The following is a 16,855-nucleotide window of genomic DNA, read 5'->3' as shown; positions in this document are numbered from 1 at the left end:
CTTGCTACATTCTTTATTTCCAATAAGTATTCAGCCGTTCATATACCTTTTTATTGACTATCCTATAATCAAAAGTCTCTGAATTGGCATATGCATTTTCAGAATAGCATTCATAATGAGCAAGAATTTTCTTTATTGCCCTTTGTATGCTCTCTGCCGTCGCATCGGTTTCCTCTGAGTCCTGACCGAAATGAAGCGCCTGTCCAATTCCTCCCACATTCGTACTAACGACCGGAAGAGCCTGGCTGATTCCCTCCAATATTGTCATCGGTATTCCTTCAAAAGCTGAGTTCATAACGAGAATATCCGCTTTTTCCATATAGTCTTTTACTTTCTCAGGGGGCACTGCACCGGTGAAATGAACCTTATCACTTTCATAGTTTATCAAATTATGGTATTCTTCTCCATCTCCCACAACCGTAAGGTGTAAGTCTTCCATTCCTTCGAAGGGATTATCATCGATAACCGCCCGGATAATCGGCTCTACCTGCTTATCTTTAGAAAGCCGTCCAACGAATAAAATCTCTCGAAGTTTCCCATCTTTCAGACGTTTCTTACCTTCCGGAATATCCGGGCGGATAATGGAGTTTAAAACCTCTACCAAATTATCGTTGTAGCGAGAATAATCTCTTAAGCTATCTTTATCCAATAAAAAAATCATATCAGCATTCCTAAGAATCCATTTCAGATAAGCTACAAACCCTTTTTTAACCAATATATTTTTCTGAAAAAAACGGAACCCCCGCTCCATGTTAAAGTAGCTTCCATGAGAAAAAATAATATATTTGGAATTTATAGAAAAAAACTTCACAACACCATATGCCTCCGGTGTGTGAATATAGTTACAGTCCTTTTTGGTGATTTTCAATAGCTTTCTATATCTTAGCAGCCCCTTCATATATTGCAGACGCAGGGACTTGGAGGTATTGCCCAAGTCCCGTTGTGCTATAGCTACAGGAAGAAAATCGAATTCTCTTCCATGCAGCTTTATTTTTTTCATTTTCCCTACTTGATCGGGTTCCAAAGTGACTCCTATCAGAAGAATATCCTTCGTCCGCTGCGGATGTTCCTCGCAAAGAAAGCGCAAGAAGTTGCCGATACTCGTCAATTGTCCGCCAATTGGGAAATCTATGAAATTAGAGGTATCATATATAAGTAATCTGCTCACTGCAATAATTCCTTCCAATATAAGTCCGTTCGCGTCTCCCAGGAAAAACGTTTGATATTCTCATAGCCCTTCTTCACTAAATCCTCGCGTAAAGCTGTGTCTGTCACAATTTGATCGAGAGCCTTTGCCACCGCATCCGTTTCATCGGGATCCACAAGAAGCCCTGCATTTCCTACTACCTCGGGCAGTGAACTCCGGTTAGAGCATACGACAGGAAGTCCCATCTGCATCGCTTCTAAAGGGGGGAATCCAAAGCCTTCCGCATAGGAAAGAAACAAGTAAGCCTTTCCTCCTGCAATCATCTTACACATATCCGCAAAGTCTTCGAAGAATTTATAACACCTTACGTGGGCTTTCGCTTCCTCTGACATCCCTTCATACGCTGAGGCATCTCCAATACCGATAACCGCAAGCTCTAAGGGTTCTCTGTTATCTGCCTTGACTAATTGATAATAAGCTTCATAAGATCGTAAAATTCCGGCAGCATTCTTATGCGGAAGACCGGAGGTCATAGCTACGATATATTCTTTCCCGCTTCCCTCTTGCTCATGATATGTCTGCGTTTCTGCTTTATCAGTGACATTTTTATAAGAAACATCATTTAATCCATTGTGAATGATCGTTATCTTCTTCCCGCCCCCCGGCACCTTATCGAGAATATCTTCCCGTGAGTGCTCCGAGATAGTAATCACTCGGTCAGCCTGTCGGATAGAGGCTTTCAAACGATTCATAATGTAGGCATTTTCCAGACGATTAAATACGCCCGGATAATATTTATCATAAAAGAAGGGAATCAAGTCATGAATGATAATCGTATCCTTCATTTTCCCTTTCGCTCCTCCGGTCAAAGTCTTCGCAATCCCGAGGGGGGCGAATCCACGAGGAAACAGAATCCTATCCGCTCTATATTTCTTCGCATATCCGGGTACCAAAAACAGTTCCCAGAAGATGCAGTATATTTTATTTAAAGGGTCGCCCTTCATCTCCACGAAAGTCACTCCCGGCACGTCAAAGTCCTTTTTGTTATAGGAATTGCCGAGTACAATAATCGAGTTTCCCTGCTTCCCTTCTGTTTCGCATTCTGCTCGCTCACCCAAGTGCGAAACAACACTTTGGGCAAGATTATAAATACCGATGCTTTTTCCTGCACCTTTCACAAGCTTAAAACAATCAATCACAAGATTCATTATTTCGCTCCTTTTCCAAATAAAACAACAACTACCGTCTGAAATAATATTTTAATATCCAGACTCAAAGACCAATTATCGATATACTCGAGATCATATTTTACTACATCATCGAAGTCCTCGATATTGCTCCGCCCGCTTACCTGCCACATGCCGGTAAGTCCGGGAGTCATGCTGATACGGCGTCGGTAATATTGATTATATTTCTCGAATTCATCCTGTGTGGGGGGCCTCGTCCCAACAAGACTCATGTCGCCTTTGAATACATTATAGAACTGTGGAAGCTCATCAATACTCGTTTTACGGAGAAAGGCCCCCACTTTCGTAATTCGCGGATCATTTTCCATCTTGAACATAAGCCCTTGCATTTCATTTTTGGCTTCCAGTTCCTTCTTTCTCTCCTCCGCATCCAGATACATGGAGCGGAACTTATATATCTTAAACCGCCTTCCATTACGGCCGATTCTTACCTGTGAGAAAAATATCGGTCCTTTGGAATCGAGCTTAATAGCAACTGCTACAAAGGGCAGACAAATAAGGGTAATCAGCATCCCCACAAGCCCTCCGGCTATGTCCATCCAGCGCTTTATCATCATCCTCTTATAGCTGCTCTGGAAACGCGTATAAGTAATCACCGTATAATTTCCGAAGCTGTCCACTTTACTTCTATTGGCTTCCATGCCCGGAAGCTCCAAACTATAGTGACAGTTCACACCCATATCGCCAAACCCCCGGATAATCTCTTCCAGCTTATTCTGGGAAATATCCGGCAGGCTCAAGAATACTTCGTCCAAAGCCATCTGGGTAGCGACCTCGATTAAGTCCCCTTTGTCGGCAACCACAGGAATTCCTCTTATTTCTTTTCCCCGAAGATCCTCATTCATGCAGACCAGGGCTACTACCTGATAATAAATATCCAATTCTTTTTCCAGGCGATCAAGTGTAAAATCAATCTGGCTGCTCTCCGTTACCACCATTACCTTAACAGAGTTCTGCTCCGAAGAATAATACGTATGAAGAAACTTCTTAATCACCGTATGCACTGCCAGACAAAGGAAGAAGTTTAACAGGAAGAAATAACCGAGTACCAAACGGGAAAATACATCCGCCCATTTTACGAGCACCATAAGAAATGTTACCACAAGAATCATGATAGCGTTATATTGCAACACGCGGTAAGCTTCCTTCCATATGCTTCTTCTTAGGAAATTGCGGTTCCAGTCGATGAAGAAATTATAGACGGTTCCAAAGAGCATCAGACATAGGCATACGAGAAAATGTATGCTTTGATCTCCCATATCTTTGAAATTGCCGAAACGGATATAGGTCGCAACAACAAAAGAAATCACAATACATATGAGGTCTGCAAACCATAGTCCATATACTTCTATAATCTTATTTTTCTGTTTCATCGTCTTCTCACCTTTATTCGCTATATCCGCCTCAGCGGACCCTAAATCAATATGTTTCTGCGTAAATAGTTTAAATCAGTTGCCTAATTCCCGGAACTTTTTTCATTATACTTACATAGATAAGGGCAAGCCCTATCGTTCCAAGCACATATACCGTATTGGCCAACGGTCCTACCGTTACCTGGCAAAGATAAAGATACAACGGCAGAAGCTGACGCCTTACCAGCTTTTCTATCAGATAAATACCAAATGCCGATCCACCCAGATAAACCGCTGTCTTATAGCCTATCTCCGGCAATGTATATTTCATACAGATTGATTTTACCATATAATATACCATTATGGCTAATACCGGAGTGAAAATCCCTAAATAGCTTTGAGAATATTCTCCTTTTACCAAATACTCTGCAACCACTGCTCCCATCGATAGAAGAACAAAGACAAGGAAAAGTGCCGTTATCTTACCCATATGGAACATTTCATACCGCCTCTTCGTCAAAATATGTTCCATATAATATCCAAACATCACATAAAATACATTATCTGTCAGTATCCATAAGGAAAGTCCGACGGAAATACCGGAGTAAGTAGCTATTACCCGTAATACGACATCAAATATAATCTTCAAAAGAAACAGATATCGAAATTCCTGTTCTGTCATTCCTCTTGCCATCTTGCGCAGAAAAGGCAGCATCAGTAATATTGCCATGTAGGAATATAAAAACCAATAAGATTCCGTCACATCGGCCGTATACAAACTTTTCAAAAAACTTATAACGCTCCACTCTCCTGTCAATTTGCCAGCTATCTGATTCGCTGTATACTGAATAGCAGAGAAAATTATAATTACTGCCGCAATTCTCACAATCCTTTTCTTGTATAAGGTAGATAAATCCTCTTCTTTCCTAAGCAAAAGCGCCCCTGATACCATGAAAAACAAAGGTACATTTATCCTGCAAATAACAGAAACAGCCATAGAAATACAATAAGTCAGCGAGTTGTCTGTCGTCGCAAAATGGATAAAATACCCATCCGTATGATTAAAAACCACCAGACAGATTGCCAAAAATCTTATAATTTCCAAATGCAGTGCCTTCCTCATACACCATCGCCCTTGCGCCTTTCCGGAATCAGCATGTCCCCCCAATAAGCAGCGAGCAACATCAGAATATAATTTCGGCCGATATAAACAGAAATAATATGCGCTTCGACAATAGTATAAATTGCAAGCACTACCATCATAACAAATCCCATAGCATCTCTTTTCTTATAACATTCCCATATCAGCATGATATTCAGTGTAAAATATACAATTGCCGGAATGATACCATACCAATAGAATACCCTTACAAATCCCATATCGAAGTAGTAATTATTGCCGGCATCTGAAAAGAGACTCCAATGCGCCATCGTTCCTTCATGATTTACCGATCCCCAATACAAATCCAGAATCCGCCCGTTCAAAAATCCATCCAGCTTTGCCAAAAGCGGATTCGTCAATCCATATTTGGAGGCTGCTATCGATAAAAGCAGGCAGCCTAAGAACACTAAGATTCCCGCAATATAAACCCACTTATTCTTTCTAGCTTTAGGAAAATAGTGAAAAAATGCCGCAAGCAAGATTGTGGCTGTCGTTATAAGCATTCCTGTTCTGGAATCCGTAAGCATAAAAAGCCCCATATTTAACAGCAATACTGCGGCAAAGTGGTACCACCTCATTTTACTCTCATAAAGATAGAAATATAAAATGGCCAGCATAAAGAACATACAATGCAACGCATTGGGATGCCCCAGTCCTATGCAATATCTCGTTTCCACAACCCCTCTGCCAAAATCTGTCGTAATCCCCAGATTGCCGTAAATTCCTGCCAGCGACAGAGACATAAGCAAAAGGCAGCCTGCTAACGTCGTATAAAAGACAAAACGTATCATTTTATGCAGTTCTACATTCTTACACGATGCCACAAATGCTACAATTCGTAATATTTCATTTCTCCCCGTTATTTTATAGGAAATGAACCCTAGCACGCCAAACAGAAAAATCCATATCCATTCCTTCATAGAATATTGGGTCAGAATAATTTTCGTCACCGCAAGCACAAATGTAATACGGAACAATTGTCCTTCCAGCGGATTGATATAGTCGCTCTTATCCACAACAACGATTATAATCTCCAATAAAAGCATCATATAAAAAATGACATTCGCAACTTTTTCCCTGTTTATTTTCGTATTCCCAATTTCCATTTTACTTTCCCCATCCACTTCGCCAGCCTTCCCCTGCTATAGGTAAGGTGCGATATCCCAAAGCTCCTGACAATTTCATAAGAAGCGTTATTATCCATAAAAACCTGAAATAGCTTAGCTCTATATTCCTTCACTTCATCCAATCGATATTTCTTATAAATATAACCATATTCTTGAATATTTACCTTTTCATCACCAATACACTTTTCGGTAAGCTGCGTACTGCTTACCCCTATGGAAATAAGAGGCTCCTTCGTATAAGCAAACTGTGGATTATTCTTCAATATTCGCATATAGAATTCCATATCTACAAGCCATACCAAACTTTCATCATAAGCACCCGCCGACCTTTTGTATATCGTTGCACTGGGAGCTCCTATGGTATTTCCAAGATATAAATTCCTATAATTCTCTTTTATCAAAGAAACATCCGCATCGGAAATATGTCTGTCATAGCTTCTCTCGGCTTCCACCTGTCTCGTTCCGCAAAAGGCGAAATCTGCTTCCGGGCACTCTGCCAAAAGGCGGACAAATTTCCCAAGACTTTCCCTTTCCGTGAACCAATCATCGTGGTGCATAATTTTTACATATTCACCACTGCATTTGTTCATGGCCTCATTCCAATTCGCCGTAGATCCAAGCCTTCTCTCATTCCGATAATATTGCAGCTCCGGCCTGCCTTTCACGAGTTCGTATACTTTATCATCCGTAGAATCATCGGTAATAATAATTTCATAGTCCGTATAATCCTGCTTAGCAATGCTTCCAAGCAATCGTTCTATGCCTTCTACGTTATTGTAGGCCGGAATACAAATCGAAACCTTTGCCATAACGCATCAACTCCTTCCTGGTCTATTCCTTACCATATTCTGTTATATAAATAACAGAACTTATCAAAGAAAATACCATCCCCATCAATCCTCTGCTTGTATACCAATAGAGCCATCCTGCATGATTCTTAGTAAGCATCAACCAAATAATCGGAATGACAGCTATCATAAAGAAGGGAATCAGATAAAGCACATTTTTACATGCTTTTTTTATATTCTTTCTTTCCTTTACAAGAAAATATACAACGATTGCAGTACCCAGCATCAAATAAGGGCTTCTCGCAAAGACTTTCAGGTTCTTTATTGCTACCTCAAATGTATTTAATTCCTCGCCGGAAACCACTACTTCTCCGGTATGTACCTGAACTCTTGCTGATATCTCAGCAAAAATATTATAATGTAACACAATATAATAAATAACCCATTTCATCATCCACATTCCTATATAACCTGTTCCCCAGAATAAACTGAGTATAATCACTCGTTTCACGGCCTCCTTTAAATTCAGCCGTTCCATCAGTAATACCAATACCAACGGCATAGTCAACGAAGCTGTAGGATAGGTAAGAAAATCAAAATAGGACGTAGCAATCCCAATAATAAAGAAAAAGTAATAATATCTCTTATCGTCTTTCTCCAACCATGCCTTTTTCTTTAGTAAGAAAATGCAAGAGAGCAAGGATACATAATAAACTGAGGAAAACTGCATGGACATTGCCGTTGCCACCGGATTAACTATCATTATCGCGGTCAGTAAAGATATCAGATACTTTTTCATACCTCTTTCTATCATAAGAACGAGAACATAAGCTAGCAGGAAAAATTGGGCAAACATATTCAAGTACCTGATATCTGCATAGTTGAACAGAATCAATAATGGCTTTAAAATAACGAGATAGCCATGCCAATACCGTCCATACTCAGACACTCCATCCGTCTGTACTCCCTCCCACAGGTAGGCGACCAGGCTTCTGCATCCGGAAAATTCCCCTGTAATTGCCACACTGGGAATCGATAATGCCTTCTCAAACACTCCTTCTTCCTTCCCGGGATAAATAGCCTTTAAAATCATAATCGCATCTGTTTCATTATCTAATTGACTTCCTTTATATCCGGAAACGACCTGCGGATAAACCCCTTCCGTATAGAAAATTTCTATAGACTCCAAAACATGAGATTCCATCCCTTTTACCGGAAGCAAATATACTAAAACCAGCAATGCAAGCCCTGCTATCGAACTTAAAAGCAGACATAGTACAATCTTTACCAATATTTCTCCTGTTGCTTTATTCCGCATGAACCTTTATCCCCTTCTCTTTTGTAAGTATCAACCCTACGGTACCACCATAACCACTTTATCCTTGCGATAAAAATCCCTTACCACACGATTTGTAAATTCCTCCGGGTCCTCCGTGACCGGCATATGCATCAGGGGACCCTGGTTATCATTAATTGGTGTCAAATAAGCTTCCTTGATGGAATCGTCCAATAGGATTTCCATATGAGACTCTATTTGTCTCTTAAAGTCCTCCGCCTGACCACTACTCACATAGTCATATACTCTTTTATCCGTACTATTTCCAAACCAATTCAAGTTTACTACTGTAATGAGTATCCCTATTACGATAAGAGGAACTGCCACCTTATTCCGGTACTCGCTTTCTTCTAAGAATATCCGCCCTATCCTTGCATTCTTCCCTTTCTCCCTGAGCAATTCTATCAGCCATCCCTCCACATATAATATTGAAAAAAGCGAAGTCAGAAGGAATGTGAAGTATACAATCGTTGCCGGACCTAAAGAAACATCCACCGCCGAATATATGGCCGGTGCCCACATTGCGCTGTAAATACCATACATGAAAATGACGAATAATAACGGATATCGGAAACGAAAACTGCTCTTCCTCTCTAAGAGCGCCTGCCAGCCGAATACTGCACACAGGAACAGCAAGACAAAAATAAACGTCTTTTCTTCCAAATAGCTCCATATCGTCGTCCATCCGCTATACAATGAATTCCATACCGTCAGAAAAGCATCCGATATATGAAAACCAAAGCTTTCTCCTGCACGGACCTTATTACCCGGAGCGATACACTGAATAATAAAGCCAATCACACCTACCGCAAAAGGAAGGATTAAAAGCAAAATATTCTTTTTTTTGCGGAAAAATAGTATCATCAAAACTCCATAAATCATAAACACCAAAAGCGAAGAAAAGAAACTGCTGCCTCCTACTGCAAACATGCAAAGAGTTGCATAAGCAATCTCTCTTTTTCTGTCTGTCCGATAAAACCGAAAGCCGAAAGCGAGAGCGAAAAGTGCCAGCATATGAGGAATAATATAATGCGTGGCTCCCACATACCAATACATTCCGATAGCCGTACTGGGAATGAACTGTATAGAAGCAAACAATAGAAGTGAAGCAAAAATCGCCGCATACTCCCAACCGATTCCAACAATCTTAACCAGAGCATCATAAAGAAATACACTGGTTCCCAGAATCAAAGCGCCTACCATAATATAAGGCACGATTACAAAGCTATAAGTAACAAAAACTTCCGGCATCAAAGAAAATAAAAAAGTAGTGAACCAATCCCCATTCCATCCGATATACATCTGCTGCACAGTCTTACACGCAGCCTTTATTACCTCTATCAAAGAATGAGTCTCCACCCATGCTGCACGGGTCAGAACACTGTAGCCATAATCGTCACCGCTCGGACGCGCATATTTAGCTAAATACAAAACGGGTATGGTACTTATAGTAAAAAAGATAATTGATAATACAGCTATTTTTTTATTATCCAACCAACCTATGACTTTTTTCACTTTTCTCCCTCCATTTCTTACTCATCCAAGGTCGTAATAGAATCACACTAATCAGACCAAATATCGCCATGATATTGGAAACATAAGCAAGTTTCTGTATTTTTGTGCCATTATACCACACAGTGACCTCTTCCTCTCCAGAATAATTGCTTTCTTCTACGTATACCCTCACCATTGAGGTTTCTGGATTCTTATCTATCTCAAATACATCCCCCTTATTGCTGACCGCTTTGTATCCGCGGTACCATATAAAAGGTATATCATAGTACTCCTTTGATAAATCTGCCTTAAAAGTAAATTTACCACTTACTTTCTTTCCATTAACAATTGTTCCATCGTTCGCCGTTGCCGTATTAGGGGCATTCATCATTTCCCTTGTGGTCTCTATGGGAAGCCATTCTTCCCCTGCTCCAATTCCTGCAATTTCATTATATAGAACTCTGTCTGTAAAGTCTTCCCTCTCCGTCCTCAGATTCCCTATGGAACTTAAGCCCGCATATAACATAACGATACTGACATTTATAATCAGGAAGATTTTCTTTTGCTGCCCTTCAATTTTCCATTGACTTATAAGTAAAACCGCCATGAAAATAACAACCACTACTCCCACAGCAACGAGCCGTCTTGGAAATTGAAGCATTCCTGCTACCGGCTTAGCTATAATCCAAAAGCTTTTGATAAGTTGAGTAGCTATAATTCCTATCGCGATAAAAAATAAAGTAATGAGCAGTTTAGCATTTGTAATCGTCTTTCTTCTAGAAAAGATCAATACTCCTGAAACAAATAGATATATCATAAATAGCCATCCGAAGCTATCATAACCAAAAAGTCCCCAAAATGTCACTATATGCTCTTCCGGTGTCGTCCAAGGAGTTGACACTTTATATATCTGCTGCCTGAACTGTTCCCACATGGGTAGCCAAAAAGAAAGGGAAAGCCCTAAAACGATGCTGACCGCCAGCAGTAGCTGCAGTAGCTTTTTTGGAGTTTGAACCATCTTCTTACCATATGCTAAAAGCAGAACTGCACATACAAAAAATGTCATGTATGCCGAAATTAAATGGGTACATGCCAAACCTAAAAAGCCGATCGCCAGCATTACCGGCGGTTTATCTTTCATCAAAAATTCTATCATTCCTGCAATGGCAAGGGGAATAAAAATCATACCAAGAGAACTACCGAGAGTAAAAGCCTGGTAATAACTGCTTAACAACTGACCGGAAAACAAGAACGCGACCGCCGCCAGCGTGGCGCAATAGCGATCCTCTGTTATGCGCAACGCTCCATAAAACGTCAATCCATATGTAGCCGCTATCATCATTGCAGCGAATATCTTAAAGGAAACTTCTAACGAAAGCCCCAAAAACTGTAAGAATGCAGGAATATACAGCAAATGGTTCTGATAAAAAAAACCTACTCCATATCCATAACCATAGCTAAGCATTGAATGTACCTTTACCGGAAAAGTTCCATTTTCTAATTCTGCCGCCAAACTCTCCATTCTGGAAAGATGAAAGGGCGCATCAGAGCCTGTGAGAATTCCTTTCTGCAAGTGCGGGGAATATATAAGGAAAACAGAAAGCAGCGCTATCGCAAGCACTAATCTGTTTCTTCTGCATATTCCTGCTAATTGTTGCAGTCGTTCTTTCATAGTAATGGCCATGTCTTTCACACTAATCCTTCGCTATTTCTGCTTTATGAATTCTGTATATTTTATTCCTTACCTTATCCCACCAATAAAGGAATTTATCTTTCCCGGCCTGTCGTCTGACCGCTGAATCCTCATACTTCACAGTCCGCATCAGAGTCCACCTCCGGCGTTTATATTCCTCCAGCTCCTCGCGGCATTCTTCCGCCGTAAAAAGCTTTCCTTTTCGATCCAAATACATAAACTCCTCGTAGATATTCTGCTCGCTGGCCCAATAGCCGTCCGACACATTATGCCTCGCCCAATATTTAGGAGCTATAATTTTCATCGCAGTCTCACTCGTGAAAGCAGGAAAGAAAGCAAAGGTAGAGTTGGACAAAACTAGATATTTAGCATTTTTAATCGTTACATAATCCCCTGCCAAATCAAAATGATACGCAGGTATACCCGGCAGGAGCCTTCCCGCCGCTTCTAAATCATCCGTGACGATCATGAATTCCATATCGCTTCGAATGCTTTTCATATGTTTCATGGCATTCAACCAATAGCTTCTTCTTAAAAAAAGAGAGCGGTTATCCACATATTCGCCGCCGCGCACATTCATTATGCACAGGTTGTCCCTGGTGAACTCGTAGGAATCGTATTCCTCCTTCACTCGCAGCCATTGCTTAATATCCTCCTTGTGAGCAAGAAAATACCGCTGTGCCTGAAGGTTGCCATAGATAAGAGTATTATCTTTTATATGATACAGCTTCTCGTCTGATCCTGCCACATAACATCCATATACCATATCGTGGACACAATTCTTCAGATATAGACGCTCTTCAGCCTCTTTATAAATGTGGAAATCATCCACATTCACAATAGGACTTCCCAAATCCATATCCATAAAATACATGCCCTTTTTGCTGTGGATATTTACTGCAAGCTGTTCCTGCCCTGCTGTTCCGAATTCACAGCCCAAGTCTTTGGCAATACATCTGGCTGATATATAACAAAATAGCTGATTACCGAGCCCCTGTCCTTTCAAAAATTCTGTTCCAATCATGCGCTATTACCTTCTATCCCTACTCTATGATTCTACCCTTATTTCCTTTTCTGAGCGTTCTTAGTTTATGATTGCCGGCCAATGAGCTTCCGCAATCTTTTAAAACGTTTGCTGTTCCACTCATCCTTTTTCTTTATGATTTCCAAGCGCTCCAATAATTTCTTATCGAAAGCAGCTTCATCATTTATCCATTTATTTTCCTCATAGGCCGCCTCAAAGATAACGGGAAGCATACGCTCCACCATATGGGCTTCGGATGGAAAATTAGGATTCAACCCATAATTCATAATTTTATTCAAATTACGATAAAAAGACGGGCTATGTTTCTTTATCTGCTCCCGCCTTACGATATAACAAGCCCCCGGTGAAAATAAACAATATCTGGGAATCACAGGATCTTTATAAATAAAGCTTAATAAATCGTCAAAATTATCGAAGTATCTATGGGGATGGTTAGGGGAATCCACATACCAGGAAGTATTCTCTTCGATATATTGGCTCTCCGTTACAAGACTGGATATACTGCTTATCCCGGCTTTTTTATTTTCTCCATCTGGCACTTTAGAAAACTTTTCTCTGCTATCCTTGTCTTCATACAGGTAGGTGAAATATTTATTATCATAAACTCTGCGGAAATATTCCTCCGAAAGATGGCGTCCCAGCATGTTTCCTTTGCAAAGACAAATGACCTCCGGCAACTGTTCATAATGTTCTGCGAAATACTCGAAGTAGGTCGTAATATTATGCCCGGTGTTATCCACATGAATATAGGAGCCCCCTCGAGAATATCCCATTTCCTTTAGTTGTCTCTTTATGCCTTCATCCGTCGAAGCATCCACGATGAGATAATCTTCACAATACGATAGAAGCGTCTCCGGAACCGTATTAAAGTTATGAATGAGGAAAAAATTATCCGTTTTTTTCATTCAGAATCATACCTTTCTTGTAAATGCGCAGACCTGCTGGATGGTTACCTTTTCATGTAACTACTCAGTACCTTCGCAGCTACATGCGAAAATCCATTAAAATCACCTTCGGTGATGGGATTTTCACTTGCTGTTCCACATTTTCTTACGGTCAGCGCAGTAAATGCGCAGACCTGCTGGATAGTTACCTTTTCTTTATAGTCAGGTTATCATACCACTTAGGTTCTTTATAAAGTAAATACTGATATTTATCGATATTTTCCCGCAAGTACGCCGGGAAAGTCTCATCGATTTTCACCTTTACTATCTGTGCGTCTCTGCCGAAAATATCCTGGCGGTTTTTAATATTTTTTCTCACTTTGGATAAGGTAGAGCGGTTATTGTACTCTTGATGTGCCGCACTTTTTATTTTATATTTCACCCGCTCTTCTACCGATTGATTCTTACCGCCGCCCATATAACTGAAATGCCAACCGCCATCAGGGACCCTGACTCCAATCGCTTTCTGTTCTTTATTACGCAGTTCTTCCGTCGTATAGTGGCTGAGCATTTCATAACGACACACTTTGGTACCGAGCCACATCGGCTTCTCCACGCCTTCGAATTCTCCCGTTACAGAAAGAAGCCGGCCTGACACCTCTTCCATATCCAGATAACAGTAGAAGAGGCGCTGCGCCAGCATATAGATTTTCCCATTTTCCACCTTCGGAATAAGCGTTTTCAATGTCTCAGGATTGGGAATCTCATCCACATCGCTGAAAATAACGATATCATCGGGCTTACATCCCGCTAATCCCCTCGCTACCGCACACTTTTGATGATGATCGCGCGTAAATGCATCGCAGTCCATAGGTGTATCATCGACTACATTATGAATAATCTTGTGTTCAAACGCCTTGAACATTTCCTTATTTTCTTCATAAAACAAAGGCTTTTTGTCCCCAGAAAAGGTAACTGTGGATTCACTGATAACGAACTTATCCACCACATCATTCAGAATATGCATACGAAGCAGTAAAATATCCAATTCGTTAAAAAACTGAAAACTATCATAAACCATAAATTCTTCTCCTTTTTAAAACCTTGGATATTCCGCATTCGTCCCTGCCCACTTGTGGAAAACGAAAGGGCGGATTCCCGCAACTTCAGGTATCATGGATTCGTGTCCGAAATATCTAGCAACTTCCAAGGGCGCATATTTCATCCCTGCTGCCTCGAACAAGTGCTTATTCTTACAGCAAATGAATCCATCCTCGTTAAAGAAACCATGATCTGCTTCAAATGGGATATTCGTCTTTTCAGGAAACTCCAACAGCCTTTTACTCCTGATGGATACGCTGTTCCCTACCCGGCAAATACTACCGTTCACGTCCCTGTAAGAAAAATCATCCTTCGGAAGAGGGAACGGTGAACCGATATAATCGTAATCCAGGAATTCATCCCGCCACATATCCGGATTCACCACGAAGCCATCATAATGCACGAGAAGCATAAATTCAGTATCGATGTATTCATGAATCTTATAAATCATATTGTAATTGAAGTGATCGATGGTCTTTAACTTGTCGATATGCTTGTAAGTAATTCCCTTCGGTAAGAAAAAGGGCTTTCTATGACTAATCAGCACCACTTCACCGAAATCGATATCCTTCATACTATAGGCAAGTGCCTTTACCGTTTCCTTCACTTTAACGCTTGTCATCGCCGCTAATGTCACATTCGGCAACTGTAATCTACCGTTGTTATTGCTATTGCTATCGCTATTGCTATTTTTATCGCTATATTCACTCATCTTACTTCGTTTTCCTCCCCTGCATCATCGCTCCTTTTTGAATATCTGGTTCTCCACCCGGTATACGGAGTCACATTTCTCAATCGTCGTGAGACGATGTGCGATAATCACAAGTGTCTTCTTGCCATGCAGCCGTTCGATCGCCTCCATGATCGCCTGCTCTGTATCGTTATCGAGTGCCGAAGTCGCTTCATCGAAGATCATAATCTCAGGTGACGTATATAAAGCTCTGGCAATGCCAAGGCGCTGTCTTTGTCCTCCGGATATACGTACTCCTCGCTCGCCAATGCTTGTATCGAGGCCTTCCGGAAGTCCTCTTACGAATTCATCCATCTGCGCCTCTTTCAATGCGTACCACACTTGTTCTTCATCGATATCTTCCGTATCCACACCATATGCCACATTATTTCTTATCGTATCATCCAGCATGAAGATCATCTGGGGAACATAGCCTATTTTCGCATACCAGCCGGGATAATTCGTTCTGATATCCACGCCGTCTACGGTAACTTGTCCCTTCTGCGGTTGTAACAATCCCAGGAGAATATCCACTGTAGTAGACTTTCCGGCACCGGAAGGACCAATAAATCCCACCGATTTCCCGATAGGAATGGTAACACCTGCATTTTCCAAAATATTCAGTTCCGTATTCGGATACGCGTAAGTAATATCCTCCAGCTTCACTTCCTTCGTAAAGCCCATCGGAACAATTTCTTCCTCTTTTAGGAAAAGGACATCTGTATTCACATCTTTCTCATGGCTGCGGATAATGATATCCTCCACTGCCTTTAAAGAAGGTTCGTAATAAGCGATGTTATTTATATAAGTAGAAAGTTTGTTCGCACTAGGCATAAGCTTAATAGCAACTGCCGCCAGCATACCCACCTGCTTGATCATCTCGCTGATATTATTTCCCACTGCCAGAAAAACAGCTACAATTGCAAGAATTCCTGCCATACATACCGTTTCTATCGTAAGCCTCGGAATATTCTGCATGGAATTTTGCCGTTTCTGAATCGTATTAAGTCTGGAGGCACTTTTCTCATACTGCTCCACAAAATAGCGCTCCTTATTCAGTACCTTCGTTTCCTTCATACCATTTACTGCCTGCATGATCCACTTCGTAGTAAGAGCACTATTGGTCTGTACCTCATGCCCGAATCTCCGAAGGACGGGGCCCAATACCTTTTTATTCAACAATAAAATGATACCCAGAACTCCACATATGATAATCGTCATAGCCGGGCTGATTGCCAGTGCCAGAATCAGCAGGGCTGTAAAAATAAATAATTCCGTGAATAACTGCAAAAAGGTAAGCAAAAGATTATAAGAACCATTTACATCGCTCATAATATGGCGCATAAGTACCGGCGTACTGGCATCTAAATAAAATTCATAGGGACGCCTTACGTAATCCTTAAATAGGTTTCTGGATGTGTTGAACTGTCCGTTATAAATAAAACGGTACTGCGCATAATACATAAAATACAAATAGATATTTTTTATAAAAAAGACAATGATGAGTACGATGGCCAGCATAATGAGAAAACCGTTCGCATCGTTTAGATGGAATAAATCATAAAAGTACTTCAGGTAATCATTTTCCACAATACTATTTGGATCCATCGCCACCGTAATAAAGGGAATGAGCAAAGAGGTTCCTACCGTTTCGAGTCCCGCACCGATCAGCATCATGAAAAGCAGAAGCAACAGCAATTTTCTTTGTCTATTCGTTAAAATTTTTGATACTCGTTTCAATAAATCCAT

Annotated in this window: 14 protein-coding genes; all 14 read right to left on the bottom strand. The window is 40.8% G+C overall.

From position 1 onward, the window contains the following. Positions 1-13: 13 nt before the first annotated feature. Complete coding sequence (locus RBB56_RS12485) at positions 14-1,168, bottom strand: glycosyltransferase family 4 protein (RefSeq protein WP_306719287.1); 1,155 nt, start codon at positions 1,166-1,168, stop codon at positions 14-16. Continuing rightward, positions 1,165-2,355: a glycosyltransferase family 4 protein gene (locus tag RBB56_RS12480; protein ID WP_306719286.1), complete on the bottom strand. Its 1,191-nt coding sequence runs from the start codon at positions 2,353-2,355 to the stop codon at positions 1,165-1,167. Before RBB56_RS12480 ends, RBB56_RS12485 begins: the two co-directional genes overlap by 4 nt. After that, positions 2,355-3,767 carry a sugar transferase gene (locus RBB56_RS12475; protein ID WP_306719285.1) on the bottom strand — a complete coding sequence of 471 codons (1,413 nt, stop codon included), beginning with the start codon at positions 3,765-3,767 and terminating at the stop codon, positions 2,355-2,357. Before RBB56_RS12475 ends, RBB56_RS12480 begins: the two co-directional genes overlap by 1 nt. A gap of 70 nt (positions 3,768-3,837) precedes the next feature. Then, positions 3,838-4,851: an acyltransferase gene (locus RBB56_RS12470; protein ID WP_306719284.1), complete on the bottom strand. Its 1,014-nt coding sequence runs from the start codon at positions 4,849-4,851 to the stop codon at positions 3,838-3,840. Between the two features lie 14 nt (positions 4,852-4,865). Beyond that, positions 4,866-6,014, bottom strand: a complete 1,149-nt coding sequence (locus tag RBB56_RS12465; protein ID WP_306719283.1) for a hypothetical protein — start codon at positions 6,012-6,014, stop codon at positions 4,866-4,868. After that, on the bottom strand, positions 5,990-6,844 hold the full coding sequence (locus RBB56_RS12460; RefSeq protein WP_306719282.1) for a glycosyltransferase family 2 protein: 855 nt from the start codon (positions 6,842-6,844) through the stop codon (positions 5,990-5,992). Before RBB56_RS12460 ends, RBB56_RS12465 begins: the two co-directional genes overlap by 25 nt. Positions 6,845-6,866: 22 nt before the next feature. Continuing rightward, the gene (locus RBB56_RS12455) at positions 6,867-8,141 is read right to left on the bottom strand and encodes a hypothetical protein (RefSeq protein ID WP_306719281.1); all 1,275 of its coding nucleotides are present in this window, start codon (positions 8,139-8,141) and stop codon (positions 6,867-6,869) included. Positions 8,142-8,177: 36 nt separating this feature from the next. Then, positions 8,178-9,674, bottom strand: coding sequence for a DUF6056 family protein (locus tag RBB56_RS12450; protein WP_306719280.1), 1,497 nt, complete (start codon positions 9,672-9,674; stop codon positions 8,178-8,180). Continuing rightward, positions 9,646-11,346, bottom strand: coding sequence for a hypothetical protein (locus RBB56_RS12445; protein WP_306719279.1), 1,701 nt, complete (start codon positions 11,344-11,346; stop codon positions 9,646-9,648). Before RBB56_RS12445 ends, RBB56_RS12450 begins: the two co-directional genes overlap by 29 nt. Before the next feature lies 1 nt (position 11,347). Continuing rightward, on the bottom strand, positions 11,348-12,370 hold the full coding sequence (locus RBB56_RS12440) for a glycosyl transferase (RefSeq protein WP_306719278.1): 1,023 nt from the start codon (positions 12,368-12,370) through the stop codon (positions 11,348-11,350). A 65-nt stretch (positions 12,371-12,435) separates the two neighbouring features. Beyond that, complete coding sequence (locus RBB56_RS12435; RefSeq protein ID WP_306719277.1) at positions 12,436-13,296, bottom strand: DUF3431 domain-containing protein; 861 nt, start codon at positions 13,294-13,296, stop codon at positions 12,436-12,438. A gap of 184 nt (positions 13,297-13,480) precedes the next feature. After that, entirely contained in the window at positions 13,481-14,356 is an 876-nt protein-coding gene (locus tag RBB56_RS12430) for a glycosyl transferase GT17 family protein (protein ID WP_306719276.1), read from the bottom strand. 15 nt (positions 14,357-14,371) lie between these two features. Further along, on the bottom strand, positions 14,372-15,088 hold the full coding sequence (locus tag RBB56_RS12425; protein WP_306719275.1) for a DUF5672 family protein: 717 nt from the start codon (positions 15,086-15,088) through the stop codon (positions 14,372-14,374). Positions 15,089-15,112: 24 nt separating this feature from the next. Next, positions 15,113-16,855 carry an ABC transporter ATP-binding protein gene (locus RBB56_RS12420; RefSeq protein WP_306719274.1) on the bottom strand — a complete coding sequence of 581 codons (1,743 nt, stop codon included), beginning with the start codon at positions 16,853-16,855 and terminating at the stop codon, positions 15,113-15,115.

Origin of the sequence: Kineothrix sp. MB12-C1 (assembly GCF_030863805.1) — a bacterium.
Classification (GTDB): domain Bacteria; phylum Bacillota; class Clostridia; order Lachnospirales; family Lachnospiraceae; genus Kineothrix.
The sequence above is the reverse complement of the archived record's forward strand: the minus strand, read 5'-3'. Positions and strand labels throughout refer to the sequence as shown.